This window comes from Sphingopyxis sp. EU05-FHT14B03, from assembly GCF_058790875.1.
Map to the genome: position 1 here is coordinate 1 of NZ_JBYTDC010000004.1, position 12,717 is coordinate 12,717.

Here is a 12,717-nt window from a genome sequence, read left to right on the forward strand (position 1 = left end):
TCGCCGCCAACTTCCTGTCAGCCGTCGCGCTGGTCACTACCTTGGCCTTCTGGCTCTGAATGAGTCTCAGCCCTAGCGTTTCGGAATCGTCCATGAGTTCACCCTTCAGAATACCAAGCTATCTAACTTGTCCAATAGCAGGCATTTTGCCGGGAACAAATGCAAGTAAAACCGCAGTCCGATGCTGAACCGTAACGAGGCTGCCAATTTCTGTGCCCTACCACGGGAAAGTCGGGAGCAAGTCTTCGGTCGGGCCGTCGCTGTCGAGCAGCACATAATCGCAGCCGTTGTCGCGGCCGAACGCAAGGATCGGGGGCAATTCTTTGGGGAGGCGGCGCTGCGCTTCGGGCGGCGGCGTCATCGTATGAAGGAACCAGCCATATTGCGTCGGCGCCACTGGCAACGGTTGCTTGTGTGGCGGATAATCCGCCCAGGCGGTGAGTATCTGCCCGGTCGCACAGCGAATATGTGCGGTACTGAGCACAAGATATTGTCCAGTTTCCATAGTGAGTTCCTTGGGTGGTGAGCTCGGATCAGAAACCATCCGATGAACAGAGTCTGCGGTTCGGGCGACGAAGTCGGGTCCGCGGTTCTCGACGGTCACGCAGCGAGCCGCATGACACCTTCGTTGAACCGGTCGATCCATTCGCGCAGCGGCGGGCGCGCTTCGACTGGAAACTGTGCCGCGACGGCTTGGAATTCGACGAGGGCGACGGGGGCGCCGTTCACGATCGCGGCAATCTCGAGGGGCGGCAAAAGGCCGCGTCCCCGGATAAATTCGGTCATCGTACCGGGACGCGCACCAGTGGACCGTCGCCACAGGCCTTCGACATTGATCAGTCGGGGTGCCGCGCGCGCTTCCATGAGAACGATCAGTCGCAGACACCAGGCGGGCAAGGTCTGCACTTCGTGCGGCTTCATGGCCGCACAGAAGAAGCAGCTCGACTTGACGGGAACGGGAAGACCTTCGGCTTTGATGCGAGCCGTGCATTGATGCCGGTCCCAGCCCCAGTCGCGTAAGGGGTAACAATAGTCATAGCGCGGGTCGACATGTCCCTCGCGGTGCGCATACCGGCGGCTGTCCGCTGGCGAAGCGTCGTAGCCGATGAGCTTGATCACCTTGTCACCGCGCGCCCAAGCCTGTTTCGCGAGATCCCAGCTCTCGACCCATTTGTCCTGCGGCTGGATCTTCCATTTCTGGCTGCAACTGTGCCGTCCGAAACTGATCGAGGGTAACGTCGCGTTGGTCAGGCAGTTTTCAAGCAACGAGAAATAGGGTGGCCAATGCTTGAAGCGCTTCGGCGCGTAGCGGACGATCTCGTGCGCGATGCCGCGGACGTCCATCCAGCGCTGGAATATCGGGAGATAGTCATAGGTTTCCGGACGCTCGCTGCCGGTATCGGCCGTCAATACGAGGTCGAGGGGCCTGCCGCGCGCGACCCACTCGATGATCATCGCCGTGCTGTCGAGTCCCATACCCCACGCGGCGATGACCGGCGTGCGTGGCAGCGCAGGATCGTCCGTAAGGCAGGGGCGTAGCCAGACACCAGACGCGAGGCGGGCGAGCGCGGCAGCCATATCAGCGGTTCCGGCAGTCGAGCGATCGCCGCAAGAAGTGGTGCGAATGATGTGGGCGTGAAGATGTCATCGGCGAAAACCCTTCAGAGGATCGTGCCAATGACCCCGCCTTCCCTCCTCCGCTTCGGGCCGGTCAGGCTACGAGGGTTGTCAAGTTTTCGCCCTTTTCGGGCGGCCGCGACGAAACCCTGAAGGGCCGCAGCGCCTCCCCGGTGCTCACGATGAACTGGATACAGCCGCTGGCGAGGCGGTTCCTGACAGCGACCGCATAGCAGCGCTCGAACGAGGCGAGTTCCGCGCGCCGCGGCGACAATTGGGTCGATGGTTCAGCGTTCGCCATGACAAGGTCCAGTCGAAGGGAATGAAGGGAGGCCCGCCTTCAGGCGCCGACGCGTTCGATCTTGAGCCGGAAGGCATCGCCGCCTTCGAGCACGATATGAATATGCGCGGCATCGATCCTCGAACTGGTCGCGATGCTGGCGATCTGGGCCTGCGTACCGAATGTCTCGGACACGATGTGCGCCGGGCGCTCGTCCGGACCGCACCCGACGTCTTCGCATTTGTCGACATGCGTCTCGATCAGTTCGGAAATGAAGGTGGCCATCGTCGAAAGGCGCGTCCTCGCGGAGCCAGCGTCGCCACCCTCGGGAGGACCGAGGTCGCGCAAGATGGGCGCAAGGGCATCGTTGATCAGGATCAAGAGATTCGACCGCCCCTCGGCATCCATTCCGGCGAGCAGCGAGGATGGGATCAAATTGTTGACCGCATGGGTCGCGTTGTCGATGAGATTGTCGAATTCATCTTCCGCCACGGGAGTGACTCCTCGGGAATCGGGCCGAGCGGGCGACCACCGGTTCGCCCGCTCGGATCAGGGTTTGGGCATGGTCATGCCGTGGTGATTTCAGGGTCAGCGTCATTGGCCGTCAGCGCGACCCGCACATCGCCTTGGTGGGCCTCGAGCGTGAGCCGCCGCCCGATCGGGATCATCCATTGAACCTCTTCGGCGAAGACGGCGCGGATATTCTCCGCCAGCGCTTCATCGGCTCCAAGAAGCAGTTCATTTGCAAATTTTCGGGCATCGCGCTCGAAATCGCGTTGCTGGGTGCGCCAGCTGTCGCTGATGCAATCCTCGTCGTAGGCGAAACAACAGTCCTCGATCTTCTGCGCAAGCGCCGCCGGTGCGATAGAGGCTCCTTCGCGAACGAAGACATGGGTTTCATCAAGACTCGTTCCGCCATTCGCGCAGACCAGCATATCGACCGGGAAGCACAGCGTCACGATCGGCTCGTCGGAGGCGGCGCAGCGGACGACTGGAACTTCGAGCGTGATCATTGGAACGCGTCCGGACAAAATGTCCGGGAAAATCACATCGCCGTCGGCGTAGTGAATCTGCCGCCCGTCAATCTCGGTCGCAAAGGACAGGCCCGTGACGCGGGGAAGGCCATCATACCATGTGTAGCCCGAGAAAGCGTCCTCGGCGCGGACGGCACGCAAGCCGAGCCGATCTTCGGTCAGCAGCGGCGCCGCGCATTGCTCGATATCGGCGTCATGATCGGGAACCAGGATCATCGGGACGGCCTCGATGCGGGCGCCCTCGGCGCCGCCACGATCGTCCGCGGTGCACGGGCGCCATTCGTAGAGCCAGGCGCTGGCTTCGGGAAGTTCGATGCCGAGGTCCGCGGCGCGCTGCCAGTTCTGGAATGAGAGACGATGGCTGCCCTCGGATCCAATCGTTCGATAGATGGCGGTCTGAACGGCGGCCCGCAGCGCGCCCAGTGCGGCATTGTCGACCACTTCCTTGCGCGCGGGGAGCACGAGCTGCAACGATGGGGCGTCGACGATATCAATCCGGGCGGTCCACGGATACGAAGCATCGACTTCTTTGACCGACGGCAATCGACAGGCGACCTTGACGCCGTGAAAATTGATGCGCGGCTCATTCACGAGGTCATAGCTGCCCCGAAAGATGCCGATCCGGCAACCATTCCATTCCTCGACGCGATGGGCTCCCTCGAGGAAATCTTCGCGCGGCAGAAGTTCGCCGTGAAAATGGATCGGAAGCGGGAAATGCCGCGCAGCGGCCTCGACCTGGGCGCGAAGATTGCAGAGCCATTCCTTGGGCATGGCGATGATGATCTCTGTCCCCGCCCGGATCCGACAGCTTTCAACAGCCAGAGGCTGCGTTCCTTCCCAGGCGTCCGCTGGGATGGTCATTGCCCAGCCCTCGTCTGCGACCCGCGAGAAGGACCGCACGGTCACGGTCCTGCCGGCAAGGCTGAACACACCCATGCCGGCCGGGTCCTCGCGCTGCGCGATCTCGTCACTCCAGCCAGAGCGCCCAAGCGTGACGAAGGAAGCAGGGTCGTCGACACCGCGGCCATCGTCGGCGATGTGGAGGCTCGAGCCGCCCTCATGATCGCGCACATGAACTTCGATCCGTCCGGCGCCCGCGCGGCGGGCATTCTGGAACAGCTCGTTGAGGACATCGGTGATCGTCCCGTTGAACAGGCGCGATACCTTCGTGATGAGTTCATCGCCGACTGATGGACGAATCTCGCTGGGAAGCGCCATGTCAGGATCTCCGGTTGCCCGGCAACATCATTGCTGCCGCATCGATCCGCTCCCCCCTTCCCTCCCGGCATTCGGGAAGCAGGCGCATAGGCCCGCCAAGATGGCGCCCGTTATCGGCTGCGGCGAATGGCTCGCTCGGCTTCGGTTTCGACATAGACCTGTTGTGAGCGACCGCGGCGGCGCTTGCGGATGCGGCCATCGACATGGGCCTCGGCCCAGCGCCGCGCCTCGGCGGCGCGCATGCCCGCCGCGCATTCGTCGGCCTGCTCGAAGATCGTATAGGCAAGCGCATATTGCTCGCGCTCGGGAAGAGCGAGCAGGGCCGAAGCGACCGGCAAAAGCCCCTCGTAGAATTCGAGAACATGGCGGCCGCCGCCATGGTGCATCAATATGGCGAGGCGGCCCTTCTTGCCGATGCCGGTCGGCCTTGCGACCATCACATCGTGCGAGGCATAGGTGACGCCTGCGCTGCAGCTGTCCGGTTCCGTCGGATAATAGACGCGTTCATCGCGTGCCGGTAGCGGGTGCGCGATAATATCGTAGCCGTCGAACGTTTCGACCTTTCGTATGTGATTATGTCCGATAACGGTCATTTCAGACCCTTTCTTTTTGAGTGACTTCATGACGAGGTTGCAGGTTTCGTGGACTCGGCCGGCCGACATCAGGCGGCGCGCAGATTGTCGCCCTGACGCAGACCGAGGTCGAAGGCCGTGAGAATGTCGAGGTTGGACTCAAGGCGATCGAATGCGGCCGTGAGGTCCGCGATTTGGATCCAGACGCACGCATCGCCTGGGTCATGGTCGAGCTCGAATATGATCGGCACCGAGTCCGCGGTCATCTCGGGGAAGATCGAGCGGATGATCAGCAATTCGATCCTGCGGCTGAGCGCCCCGATGCGCGGCGCGAGGGCCGCACGTTCGACGGGGCTCATCATCAAATAGCGCTCGGGCGCCACGACGGGCGCCACGCGAACACATGCGATCCGCCCCGCGACCCTGGGCGCTACCGAAACGCCGCCCATTGCGCGGCGTTCAGCCGCCACGCCGTCGACGGGGACCAGGACGCGGTAGACATAATGGGGCGGCGTCCCCGCGAGGCGGGAACGGGAGACAAGGATTTCCATCGATTTACTCCTCAGGCGACGAGCCGCAGGGGCGGCGTTCCGGGATTGGGGAGATGGAGGTCGCGGCGGATGCGGACGGCGAGGCGATCGGGCTCGAGCAGTTCGCCAATGGCAGCCCAATGATTGCGGTCGCCGCAATAGTCGCGTCGTCCTGCAACACGGCGGAACATCACCTCGCGGCCCGACCCGATGCCGAGGCCGAGCTGGACATAGATGTCTTCGCCATGAAGGATGATCTCGCCGCTGACGGCGATGCCGCCCTTGTTCGAGCGCAGGTCATAGCTTCCGTCGGCGAGGCAAAGGGCGTCGCCGAGTCGCTTCAACGCCTTGCGGCCATCGCTATGGAAGAGCTTCTTGGCCTGCTCGTCATAGCTGACGCCCTTCTGCGCGAGCACCGCAAGGGCGGATTTGCCTCGCATGTCGGCAATCCGGTCCATGCAGACGCGGCGAAGCAGACTGTCATTCTCTCCCAAGTCTCTCGCTACGGCGCCGAGATGGCGCGCGAGCAAAATCACGGCCGGATCGAGATCGTCGGACTTACCGGCGTTCCGGCAATCTTTGATCGCGGTGGTCAGCGCGTGGAGACAGGCCGGAAGCGTCGACAAGCCCGAAGGATCGAGCGCTTGCTGGAATCGGAACGCGATATCGTAGGCCATGGAATAGGCTCCTGCCTCCGGACGCCCCATCGCGCCCGCCCACGCCCATCCCCCTCTCCTCCCGCTTCATTCGGTCAGCTCCGGTCCGCTATTCTCGATCAGCTCGGCGCAGCAATCCTCGTTCTGGACGCCCATCGGGCTGGTGCCGGGATCGAAGATCATCTGGAGGCAGGCGCAGATATCGGGCTTGTGCTGCGTCCCACACATCAGTTCGAAATCGGGCTGGTCGGCGATTCCGTTCGTCTTTTCATAGGCGGAAAAGGCCGATTGCCACATGATTTGCTCGTCCCACACATCGACATAGTGCGTCACGCTCGCGCTGGCGATGCCGGTCACGTCCTCACTCCCGGGCGGAGCGATCGAAGGGTTTCGTCCATCATCTCGCGGGTCGAGGCGCCGAGAATTTGCGTGTCGCTGATCACGAAATATCCGCCGCCATGCTGGCCCGGCCTGAACTTGTCGCAGGTTGAGGCCCACTCGAAACCGAATGGCAGCGCGCTTTTGCAGACCTTCTGGATCAGCGATGCGATCGCCTGAACATCGGCTTCATGTCCGCGAATGAACGCGACGAGGCCCGTATCGTCGCGCTCTTCGTCGATTGTAATGTCCGCATCGAAAGTAGGAACATCAGGATCGAGCCAGAGTTCGAGGAAGGACGCGAACGGATTTTCCTCCTGATCTTGCTTTGGGAATGTTTTGCGGAAGGCATCGCTGCAAGCGGCGCAGAGTGACTCGAGCGCCTGCATCGCCGCGCGCGATGATTTGCTGAAACCGGGGGACAGTTTCTCGGCGACAAGAAAGCATTCCTCGAGCAGCGATGCTTCTTCGGGCGTGACGGGCACATTGAAGGCCGTCTCGACATAGTTGTTGGCCATGTTCGGATTCCTTGGGGTTCGTGGCGACAGGTCATTTCTGTGAGAGGAGAACCTCGACGGCCTGGGCGAGCACATCGCCGCTCGCGCCATTGACGATGACCGCATCGGGATTGGTCGCCCGGACCGCGCTGATGATCGTGTCCACCGGGCGCTTGCGAAGCGGGAACTGGTAGATCTGACCGCGCTCGATCGTGACGAGACAGGTCCGCATCAGCCGCTTCAACCGGCGGCGTTCGAGTTCGCGGGCCAGGAGATCGCCGACTTCGACCTCGAGGTCGTGATCATAGCTGAACCTGCCGAAGGATCGCGGCGGCCGGTTCGCGAGCAACCACTGGTTGACTTCCATCTCGGTCCAGCGGCCGATCTTGTGGAAGAAGTCAGCGCCGCCCTTCCCCTGGTTGCGGGCATGGAAGGCCAGTTCGCCATCGATATAGACGTCAGCCGTGTAGGCGCTGGTTTCCTGAGACAGAGCGGAATTATAGGTGATGCGGCGAAGTTCGATTTTCATGGGTGGCGCCTCCTGAATTGGACGATCACCCAAGCCCCATCCCCCTCTTCTCCATGCAGCTGCCACGATGGCTGCGCTATCGGTCGCTGTTTGCCGAGAATTTCAGGCCGTGCTGGATTGTCGAGCCTGAGCTCAATTCGATGTGCGGAGAGTCGCTGTTCGATCGTACAGGTCGAGGAGGATTCCCATGCTTGCGGCTTCCGAATAGGTGAGATCGCGGTGGTCATCCGTATCGGGACCGATTGCCAGTTCGATTACAGGGTGAACTGAGGCAATTTGTCCTGAAGGAAGCCGAAACTGGTTCTCGATGCCTGGTATTGGAGTGGTGCCGTCAGGCACGTCGATCCGACCTTGAATCTGGATGATGTGCATTCGCTTTCTCCCTGAACGAACGGATTTTGGGGCCGCCAGCACCGATCGCTGAAGGGACCGCCTAGGCAGCGAGGTCGAGGAGCGGGAGCTTCGTGACGTCGCCTTCTGTCGCCGCCCGGTCGAGAATGGGATACGGCAGGCTCGGCACCGCCGCCTTCGTCAAAGGAAAGAGATAGGCGTGGCAGCCAGGATGGCGCCGCCGTGTCAAAAGGCCGGTGCGTTCGAGGCTGGCCAGCCATTCGCCGCGGTCCTCGCCGAAGCGCGGCGCGCGGGCACCGGCTCGGATCAAATCCTCCATCGCATATCTCTGACCGCATTCGGCATTGCGGATCTTGGATATTGCCCGCGACGATATGGGGCGGCCATCGGGCAGGATGAGGTCGGTGCACGCGCTCGATCGGCCGATATAGCGGCTTCCCATCACCGAATAGAGGCCGCCGACATGGCCAGGAAGGAACACGTGTCCGTCTGCATCGACGCGCCTGACCGGGTCGGCATAGGATATGACCGACAGAATTTCGGGTTTCTCACGGCGGAGCAGCCGGAACGCCCGTGCCACCAGGAACGATTCCGAATTGGCGCCCTGACTGTCGAGTATGACGAGACGTCCAAGATCGCACGCCGCGCGCGGATCGCCGAGACCCGCCGTTTTCGGAACGCTTGCATTATTGACCGGGTGCGAGAAGACGCAAACGCCCACGAGTTCCGATCGTCCACCGCGGCCATTGGCGAAGAGGCCGACCGAGAGCCGTGCGACCGGCATCGACCCCGCATAATGATGTTCCCTGACGAACGGCGCGGCCTCGCGCCGGGTATCGATTATATCGACGGACAGGGTTGCGGGGTCGATTTCCGCAGTGCCCGGCACCCAGCGGCACCGGCGCTTGCGCCACCGCTGGGTCCGGTCGGTGATCATTCCGGGCTGCCCGCGCCGTCATCGGTGGACTGGGCCGAAGCCCTCCTTGAAAGGTCAGGAACGCGCGGGTCATTGTAGATGCTATCGAGCGACAGATCGAGCGCGCGGTGCTGGGCGCCATTGGGCGTCGAAGCGTCGATCGTGAAGACCTCGGTCGCGAAGCAGTCATCGCCGCTGTAGAAATCGACGTCGACGACATAGGTGATGATATCTGCCGGAGCGGTCGGCGACAGCAACTTGTCGAGCAGGTCGATGACGGTGGATCGCAGACCGTCGATATCGGGATCGAAATCTTCCCACGTCACATGATCGGGGCATTCGTCGACGAGATAGTTGGACATGAGGTCCTGCATCGTCGCAAGCAGGATGTGGCGTGCGTCGGCCATAGTTTTCCTCATTCGAAGGGGGACCGCCGGACAATCGCGCCCGGCGGCGCTGGATGTCAGTGGACGGCTTCGAGGAGCTTGCGGGCCTTGCCCTCGGTATCGAGCCTGCTGTCCTGGTGGGTCTTGGTGCGGGCGAAGGCGGTGATGCCCTGCACGAAGTCGTAGATGCTCTCGGGCGGACGGCCTTCCTCGCTGAGCACGGTTGCGACGATCTTGGCGGACTCGGCCTTGGAAAAGCCCCGCTTGCGCAGGAAATCCTCGCGATCTTCGTCCTTCCTGGCGACGATGCGCTCGCGCGCCGCCTTGATGCCGTTCACGAAGCGCATCGGCGAGGAATCCGCGAAATTCTCGAGCGCCGGTGCGGCCTCGTGCGCGAAGCGGTTGGCCGCGAATTTCGAGTGGCGAATTTTGACCTCCTCGAAATTCTCGACGCCCCAGAGGTTCCGGTTCATGCAGACGGCGCGGAGATAGAAGGTCGCCATACCGAGCGTTTTGGCGCCGACCTCGGAGTTCCAGCTGTAGAAGCCGCGAAAGTAGAGATCGGGTTCGCCGTTCGGAAGCTTGCCCGCCTCAATCGGGTGCGTGTCGTCGACGAGGAACAGGAAGACGTCGCGATCGGACGCATAGAGCGTCGTCGTGTCGCGGCTGACGTCGACATAGGGATTATAGTGCATGTTCGACCAGTCGAGCACGCCTGGAACCTTCCACCGGGTCTGCCCGACGCCATCTCCGGCGATCTTCATCACCGCAGCGACGAGTTCGTGATCGAAGATCCGGCCATAGTCGGGACCGGTGGCAGCGCGCAGTTCGGTCCGTCCATCGTGGGTCTGGTAGAGTTTGACCTGTTCGGCCCGGTGCGCGACGAGCCCGTGCTGAAGGTTGATCCCCGCGAGCGCCGCGGGCAGTTCGCGCAGATAGGATGCGGGTGCGCTGACCAGGCTGCAAAGCTGGCCGAACGACCAGTTGGTTGGAGCAACGGGTCGTTCCTCGCCGGGGACGATGAGCGAGAGGCGTTCGGGCCTGTCGCTGCGCGCCTCGACGCGGATTTCCTTGCTATCGACGACGCGTGCGGTGGAGCGGTCGGCGCGGGCACGAACGGCCGCGTAAAGCTCGGTCAGCGAAAGATAGCGCTCATCGTCGGGGCGCGAGAACCATTCGGAAGATACGCGCCCGATATTTCGGCCGCGGGAGATATCGACGCGATAGGCGCCTGAAACGGGATTTCCAGTTGTGGGTGCGAGCGTGGCCACGGTGGCTCTCCTTGGTGGGATGGGTTGCGCGGAAGGCCGATCAGCCTTTGGACGCACTCCGCCCTCACCCCCCTTCCTCCTCTGAACGAGGGAAGCCGACGATCAGTCCAGACGGTCGAGATCATTCCGAATTCAGGCTAGAGCGTCATTCGCAGCCGGGCCGCTAAAGCGGCCATTCCCGCTGCCACGGCCAAACAGTCAAACTGGTCAACCGCTCACGAGTCTGTTTTGAAGCAGTTCTGGCCGAAACCGGACAGACGGGTTTTGGAGCAGAGGTGATCATAGCCGACAGGCAATTCATTGATCGACTGCAATTGAATTAATCGGTCGATTGCCGATATGGCTGCGCAATCAGTCGCAGGAGCAAGTCGTTGGCGAATTTTCTTGATACGCGGCGCGTGGTGAAAGCCGAGGAGCTCCGTGGGCCTCGCATCTATTCGACCGATTTGCTGCCGTCACACTTCAATCCGGAGCAACCGGAAGAAAGCGTCGAGCTTGCCGCACGCGCGCTCAAGGTGAAGATGATCACCAAGGGCATCGTCACGCTTAACAGCGCCTATCTCGTTTCGCCGCTCGGCGTGCTGCTGATGGACAAGCACCCCGACCTTTTCTCCGGCGAAGCGATCGTGCCAGCGTTTCGTACCGACAAGGAAAGCCTCGCTGACCTGATCGCGTCGAATGAAGGTCTCAGCGAGGCAGGCATTACGGACCGCCGCCTCGACGATCATATCGCTCGTCTTGATTCCAGCATTGTTTCCGCCATGCCATGGGCGCTGGCGGATGTCGGCGAGAAATTCCGAACACTTCTTCTGGCCGGGCTGAGGCAAGGGAATTCGCATGTCGTCGCTATGCTCCGCGCTGCGGGCCTGTCAGGCGAAGACGTCGAGAAGGTCGCTGAGGAGGTTGCAGCGCTCGATCTCAGCAATAGCGTTACGCTGAGAAGCTATATCGGCGGCCTGCCAGCCGCGGCGCGGGATTCCATGCTTCAGTTCGCGGCTACCTGCTATCATCTCGTCGGCACCGGCGTAGTGAGATGCGAGGCCGGGACCGACCTCCATCCCCTATCAGCCTTCCGAGCAGTCGATGGCATGCTGGCTGGCCGCGACAGCAGCGCCGAACAATTGTCGGAGACCGCCATATTCATTGAAGCTTTCATGGGGTTCGCGCTCGATTCGATTCACGCCATGGCCGCACCATCGCAGATCATCGACTCGCTTGACTTCGCGACCGTACACAAGCTCGGCGACGCCCTGAGGGAAACCGGGTTCCAGGACAAATATGACGGCATAATCCGCGACTACCGAAATGCGGCGGCGCTTCCGGACGGTGAAGAGGCGCTTCACGCGCTCGACGCCGAAGGCATTGCCGAGGTTGCTGCCGGCCTGGCCCGGGAATTCGAGGATCATGTCCTGACCGAACTAATCGCCTATCAACCGAGGATCGTAGAAACCGCTAAGGCTACGCTCATCGAGACGAGGAACGACATCATCAAGGATATCGGGCAAGCGACACCGGGCCTTGGAACCGTCATCTCGGTGGCGGAAGCCACCCGCGACGCCGCCCGCTTGGGCACCGCCTATAAGGAGGTCCGCGAGCTTCGCGACAAGAATGCCGCATTCGCAGCTGCAAAGGTCCGGCGGCGCGAAAATATCGAAGCAGCCATCAAGACCCTGAAGGCCGACGACACGAAGAAGGCTGTCCTGTTGAAGGCCGTCGCCTTGCTAAGCGATATCCACGGAATCCGGATCCAGCGGAGCTGATCAGTCTCCCAGGAGCTTCGCACGGATAGGCGCAGGAGCCTGTTCTTCCAGCCGAAGATAGCGCGTCGCCCACAGGAGAAAGTTCTCGTAATATGCCGCAGTCTCCCCGGACGCATTGCGGCGCTCGTCCGTAGAATCGAGCGGAGCCGTCCCGGTATCAGCCTCAAAAGTCTGTCGCATCTGTCGCGAACGCCAGGCACGATCGACGGAAATCCGCCACCCGCCTTGACGGGCATAGGCTTTCGGCACTTCTCCGGTCGCAACTTGCATGACCTACTCCGTTCCCCTTTTGATCTAGTCGATCTCCAGGAAATGTCAAGGTGCCCGTAACGGCAAGGGCTTAGATCGCGGCTTCGTCCTCGGTCGACGAATATTGGGAGGTCCTCGAAAGTTATTCGCAGCGGCTGCTCCCCGAAATCAACTGGCGGCGCACGAACCAGGGCAATGTCGACGCCCTCAACGAAACGGCCAAATATTACCGTTACATCGACTGCAGCCGCCACGCCGAGTTCCTATACGAATGCGTGGAACAGACTCTCGAGCACGACCTTCCCGAGGAGGTCCGTTTCCTCAAGGCGTTCGACGCCTTCAACGGAGCAGTGCAGCAGCTGGTCGACATGCCGTCCACCAAGGTCGAGCTCCTGCGCAAATTCCTCGCCCAAAATGAGGGGCGCCTCTCTGCGCGCGCGCGACAAGGAGTTCGAAGCGCTGACGGATGACGA

General features: G+C 61.9%; 18 protein-coding genes. 2 read left to right on the forward strand and 16 right to left on the reverse strand.

All coding sequences use genetic code 11. The features are described from left to right. Positions 1-217 precede the first annotated feature (217 nt). The 15 genes from AC3WS4_RS21455 to AC3WS4_RS21525 all read right to left on the reverse strand — a co-directional run bounded on the left by AC3WS4_RS21455 (position 218) and on the right by AC3WS4_RS21525 (position 10,235). The gene (locus AC3WS4_RS21455; RefSeq protein WP_039575639.1) at positions 218-505 is read right to left on the reverse strand and encodes a DUF5983 family protein; all 288 of its coding nucleotides are present in this window, start codon (positions 503-505) and stop codon (positions 218-220) included. Positions 506-600: 95 nt separating this feature from the next. Then, positions 601-1,476: a hypothetical protein gene (locus AC3WS4_RS21460; protein ID WP_228383923.1), complete on the reverse strand. Its 876-nt coding sequence runs from the start codon at positions 1,474-1,476 to the stop codon at positions 601-603. Between the two features lie 235 nt (positions 1,477-1,711). Continuing rightward, positions 1,712-1,918, reverse strand: a complete 207-nt coding sequence (locus AC3WS4_RS21465; RefSeq protein WP_039575641.1) for a hypothetical protein — start codon at positions 1,916-1,918, stop codon at positions 1,712-1,714. A 39-nt stretch (positions 1,919-1,957) separates the two neighbouring features. Next, a complete protein-coding gene (locus AC3WS4_RS21470) occupies positions 1,958-2,389 on the reverse strand; it encodes a hypothetical protein (protein WP_039575644.1) in 432 nt (143 codons plus the stop codon). Positions 2,390-2,463: 74 nt separating this feature from the next. Next, positions 2,464-4,149 (reverse strand): ATP-binding protein, encoded by a 1,686-nt coding sequence (locus AC3WS4_RS21475; protein ID WP_039575647.1) that lies wholly within the window; start codon positions 4,147-4,149, stop codon positions 2,464-2,466. Positions 4,150-4,259: 110 nt separating this feature from the next. Beyond that, positions 4,260-4,742, reverse strand: a complete 483-nt coding sequence (locus AC3WS4_RS21480; protein ID WP_039581098.1) for a hypothetical protein — start codon at positions 4,740-4,742, stop codon at positions 4,260-4,262. A 68-nt stretch (positions 4,743-4,810) separates the two neighbouring features. Then, positions 4,811-5,272 (reverse strand): hypothetical protein, encoded by a 462-nt coding sequence (locus AC3WS4_RS21485; protein WP_039575651.1) that lies wholly within the window; start codon positions 5,270-5,272, stop codon positions 4,811-4,813. An 11-nt stretch (positions 5,273-5,283) separates the two neighbouring features. Beyond that, positions 5,284-5,928, reverse strand: a complete 645-nt coding sequence (locus AC3WS4_RS21490; RefSeq protein ID WP_039575653.1) for a hypothetical protein — start codon at positions 5,926-5,928, stop codon at positions 5,284-5,286. Between the two features lie 66 nt (positions 5,929-5,994). Continuing rightward, on the reverse strand, positions 5,995-6,264 hold the full coding sequence (locus AC3WS4_RS21495; protein WP_039575656.1) for a hypothetical protein: 270 nt from the start codon (positions 6,262-6,264) through the stop codon (positions 5,995-5,997). Continuing rightward, positions 6,261-6,803, reverse strand: coding sequence for a hypothetical protein (locus tag AC3WS4_RS21500; protein WP_039575658.1), 543 nt, complete (start codon positions 6,801-6,803; stop codon positions 6,261-6,263). Before AC3WS4_RS21500 ends, AC3WS4_RS21495 begins: the two co-directional genes overlap by 4 nt. Before the next feature lie 31 nt (positions 6,804-6,834). Then, on the reverse strand, positions 6,835-7,344 hold the full coding sequence (locus AC3WS4_RS21505) for a hypothetical protein (protein WP_310255457.1): 510 nt from the start codon (positions 7,342-7,344) through the stop codon (positions 6,835-6,837). Positions 7,345-7,443: 99 nt separating this feature from the next. Further along, positions 7,444-7,683: a hypothetical protein gene (locus AC3WS4_RS21510; RefSeq protein ID WP_081997376.1), complete on the reverse strand. Its 240-nt coding sequence runs from the start codon at positions 7,681-7,683 to the stop codon at positions 7,444-7,446. 61 nt (positions 7,684-7,744) lie between these two features. Next, positions 7,745-8,599 (reverse strand): Mom family adenine methylcarbamoylation protein, encoded by an 855-nt coding sequence (locus AC3WS4_RS21515; protein WP_039575664.1) that lies wholly within the window; start codon positions 8,597-8,599, stop codon positions 7,745-7,747. Further along, positions 8,596-8,985, reverse strand: coding sequence for a hypothetical protein (locus tag AC3WS4_RS21520; RefSeq protein WP_052208316.1), 390 nt, complete (start codon positions 8,983-8,985; stop codon positions 8,596-8,598). Before AC3WS4_RS21520 ends, AC3WS4_RS21515 begins: the two co-directional genes overlap by 4 nt. A 56-nt stretch (positions 8,986-9,041) precedes the next feature. Further along, positions 9,042-10,235, reverse strand: a complete 1,194-nt coding sequence (locus AC3WS4_RS21525) for a hypothetical protein (protein ID WP_039575666.1) — start codon at positions 10,233-10,235, stop codon at positions 9,042-9,044. A gap of 371 nt (positions 10,236-10,606) precedes the next feature. Between AC3WS4_RS21525 and AC3WS4_RS21530 the strand changes: the two genes are divergently transcribed. Further along, positions 10,607-11,995, forward strand: a complete 1,389-nt coding sequence (locus AC3WS4_RS21530) for a hypothetical protein (RefSeq protein ID WP_039575668.1) — start codon at positions 10,607-10,609, stop codon at positions 11,993-11,995. On the opposite strand, the gene AC3WS4_RS21535 is transcribed toward AC3WS4_RS21530, so the two are convergent. After that, entirely contained in the window at positions 11,996-12,265 is a 270-nt protein-coding gene (locus AC3WS4_RS21535; RefSeq protein ID WP_148309134.1) for a hypothetical protein, read from the reverse strand. It abuts the gene before it with no gap. Positions 12,266-12,519: 254 nt separating this feature from the next. Here AC3WS4_RS21535 and AC3WS4_RS21540 point away from each other — a divergent pair, with 254 nt between their 5' ends. After that, positions 12,520-12,714 (forward strand): hypothetical protein, encoded by a 195-nt coding sequence (locus AC3WS4_RS21540; protein ID WP_039575676.1) that lies wholly within the window; start codon positions 12,520-12,522, stop codon positions 12,712-12,714. Positions 12,715-12,717 lie beyond the last annotated feature (3 nt).

Excerpts from the sequence above, each read along its gene's own strand:
- AC3WS4_RS21485 (WP_039575651.1), bottom strand. The coding sequence starts at position 5,272 with ATGGAAATCCTTGTCTCCCGTTCCCGCCTCGCGGGGACGCCGCCCCAT.
- AC3WS4_RS21535 (WP_148309134.1), bottom strand. The coding sequence starts at position 12,265 with ATGCAAGTTGCGACCGGAGAAGTGCCGAAAGCCTATGCCCGTCAAGGC.
- AC3WS4_RS21510 (WP_081997376.1), bottom strand. The coding sequence starts at position 7,683 with ATGCACATCATCCAGATTCAAGGTCGGATCGACGTGCCTGACGGCACC.
- AC3WS4_RS21490 (WP_039575653.1), bottom strand. The coding sequence starts at position 5,928 with ATGGCCTACGATATCGCGTTCCGATTCCAGCAAGCGCTCGATCCTTCG.
- AC3WS4_RS21455 (WP_039575639.1), bottom strand. The coding sequence starts at position 505 with ATGGAAACTGGACAATATCTTGTGCTCAGTACCGCACATATTCGCTGT.
- AC3WS4_RS21475 (WP_039575647.1), bottom strand. The coding sequence starts at position 4,149 with ATGGCGCTTCCCAGCGAGATTCGTCCATCAGTCGGCGATGAACTCATC.
- AC3WS4_RS21500 (WP_039575658.1), bottom strand. The coding sequence starts at position 6,803 with ATGGCCAACAACTATGTCGAGACGGCCTTCAATGTGCCCGTCACGCCC.
- AC3WS4_RS21465 (WP_039575641.1), bottom strand. The coding sequence starts at position 1,918 with ATGGCGAACGCTGAACCATCGACCCAATTGTCGCCGCGGCGCGCGGAA.
- AC3WS4_RS21520 (WP_052208316.1), bottom strand. The coding sequence starts at position 8,985 with ATGGCCGACGCACGCCACATCCTGCTTGCGACGATGCAGGACCTCATG.
- AC3WS4_RS21480 (WP_039581098.1), bottom strand. The coding sequence starts at position 4,742 with ATGACCGTTATCGGACATAATCACATACGAAAGGTCGAAACGTTCGAC.
- AC3WS4_RS21460 (WP_228383923.1), bottom strand. The coding sequence starts at position 1,476 with ATGGGACTCGACAGCACGGCGATGATCATCGAGTGGGTCGCGCGCGGC.
- AC3WS4_RS21515 (WP_039575664.1), bottom strand. The coding sequence starts at position 8,599 with ATGATCACCGACCGGACCCAGCGGTGGCGCAAGCGCCGGTGCCGCTGG.